2 protein-coding genes are annotated in these 2,030 nt (G+C 41.1%); one reads left to right on the plus strand and one right to left on the minus strand.

The window, feature by feature from the left end; genetic code table 11:
• The first annotated feature begins 129 nt into the window (after positions 1-129).
• Complete coding sequence (locus tag PX481_RS22125; RefSeq protein ID WP_288096005.1) at positions 130-1,392, plus strand: hypothetical protein; 1,263 nt, start codon at positions 130-132, stop codon at positions 1,390-1,392.
• Positions 1,393-1,542: 150 nt separating this feature from the next.
• On the opposite strand, the gene PX481_RS22130 is transcribed toward PX481_RS22125, so the two are convergent.
• Positions 1,543-1,824: a hypothetical protein gene (locus tag PX481_RS22130; RefSeq protein WP_002756706.1), complete on the minus strand. Its 282-nt coding sequence runs from the start codon at positions 1,822-1,824 to the stop codon at positions 1,543-1,545.
• Positions 1,825-2,030 lie beyond the last annotated feature (206 nt).

The following is a 2,030-nucleotide window of genomic DNA, read 5'->3' on the forward strand; positions in this document are numbered from 1 at the left end:
GATAAATTCTCTCTAGCATTTTCTGGCTCTCGGGGTTTAGGTCTCTAATCAATCTCATTGTATTTTCCTGCTGCTTCGTTTTTTTATGTATTATACTTCTTAATTTTTTATTTGGGTAATTAATTTTGCATGACTACTTATCTTTTCAAAAGTAGTGACTATGGAGCCATGGTTTCTCTGGCGGAAGCTCGAAATTTGTCAGAGTTCGGACAAGATGGTAAAATCGGATTTTTTCATCGAGAGCCGCTGACCTTTTGGACCTGTAATGATTATAGCGGTTTTTTCCCGAGAGATTGGTGTATTTTTAACCCCTTCAAGAGAAAATTTTTCCTCTTACCACCTCAAATTCTACTCGGACTAGCCTTGCCGATTATCCTCTATTATCGCTCCCATTTTTCTCTAGTGGAACGAATCACGAGCGCACGATTTATCCTGCCACAAATTTTGCTTTCCTCGATCGCCTTTTATCTAATCTCTCACGCTGTCCTCTTCAAGCTATATTTACCGCAAAGATACACGGAACATAGCCTAAGGATAGTTTTCGCTATTGCGGGGGGAATCGCTTTATCGATGCTGATCGATAAACTGTTAGAATGGGGGGCTAAAAAGACTATAGCAAGTGGAATAACCATCATTATCTTTCTCCTACTTCAAGTAGCAATGATTTATTCCTACCTGCCGATTCTTTATTTCAATCGAACTCGCTCGCTCTTGCTGACTGGACTGATGGTCATCCAAATATTAGGATTACTTTATTTTGTCGGAAGAGATAGAAAAAAAACACTTCCCGCAAGAGAAGTTTGCTTATCGAGAGTTTTTTTAACCTATATAATGCTCATCGTTATTGCGGTATCCGCACTACTGTATCCGCTCTCTCTGAAAAAATACTATTTTTTCCCAAAAGTTAGCTATATTACGGGAAAAGAACCGGAGCTTTATCAGTTTTTAGCTAAACAGCCGAAAGATAGTCTCGTGGCTTCTCTCTCCCTAGAGGGTGATAATATTCCCTCCTTTGCCCTGCGTCCCGTGTTTGTCCACCGAGACTCCTTAGAACCCTATAACTTGTTATTCTATGAAAAACTTCGCCAAAGATATATCGACTTGATCGAGGCCCAATATAGTCCCGATCTGACTGCCGTGCAGAACTTTATCCAGAAAAATAACATTCGTTTTTGGTTACTCGATCGCTCCGCTTTTTCCCCAGACTACCCAATCGATAAAGTTGGCCTTCAATCCTTTGGATCGGTAACTTCTGATGCGGTAGAAAGACTGCAAGCGGGAACCCCCCTCGTTTTATCCCAGTTAAGCAAGAGTTGTTCGGTTGTCGAATCAAAAAATATTATCCTCTTAGATGCTTCATGTATTCTCGATGCAAAAAACCCGGTTCGGTAGTTGCGCGGGGAGTAGATAACTTCAGTTCGGGTTAAGGAGATTTTGCCATGACTTCCAGGAAAGAATAGGGCTGACTGGCTGAGGTAAAATTAGGGTTTCGGCTTATCCTGAACTCAGGTTAGTTATGACATGGCAATTCTACAAAACCGCCTAATTTGATAGCTTTTTACTATCCTCCGATGCTGCCGCTTCTAGGCTGGTAATTGCGGTTTCTGCCGTCAAAATAGGAGGAACATCACTTAAACTAGCAGTTTGATAAACCTGTTCATTTCCAGCAAATAAATTGCTCATATCTTGAGAATAATTAGAAGCGATCGATAATAAAGCTCCGGCAAAAATATAAAGAGGTAACGGTAAAATAAACCCCTTGGCCCATTGATAAAACTCCACCAACAAAAATAACAAAACACAACCCACAACCCAGACTTTCATCGCACTTTTTCCCTATTTTTACGAGAAAAGGTGAGCAAAAAGCCCACCCTGTATTTAACTAATTCCAGTGAGAATTTATTCGATCACGGGAGCGATTAACTCGCGTCTTTCCCCCGAAATAACTTTCACCTTACCTTCCTCATCGATATCGACCATGGCAGTATCCCCATCAGAAACCCGTCCGGAGAGAATTTCCTCAGCCAGAA

It is taken from the genome of Microcystis sp. M53603_WE2, assembly GCF_030065435.1.

What these genes read in the sequence shown, in the direction of transcription:
- PX481_RS22130 (WP_002756706.1), bottom strand. Translation starts at nt 1,824, where the DNA reads ATGAAAGTCTGGGTTGTGGGTTGTGTTTTGTTATTTTTGTTGGTGGAG.
- PX481_RS22125 (WP_288096005.1), top strand. Translation starts at nt 130, where the DNA reads ATGACTACTTATCTTTTCAAAAGTAGTGACTATGGAGCCATGGTTTCT.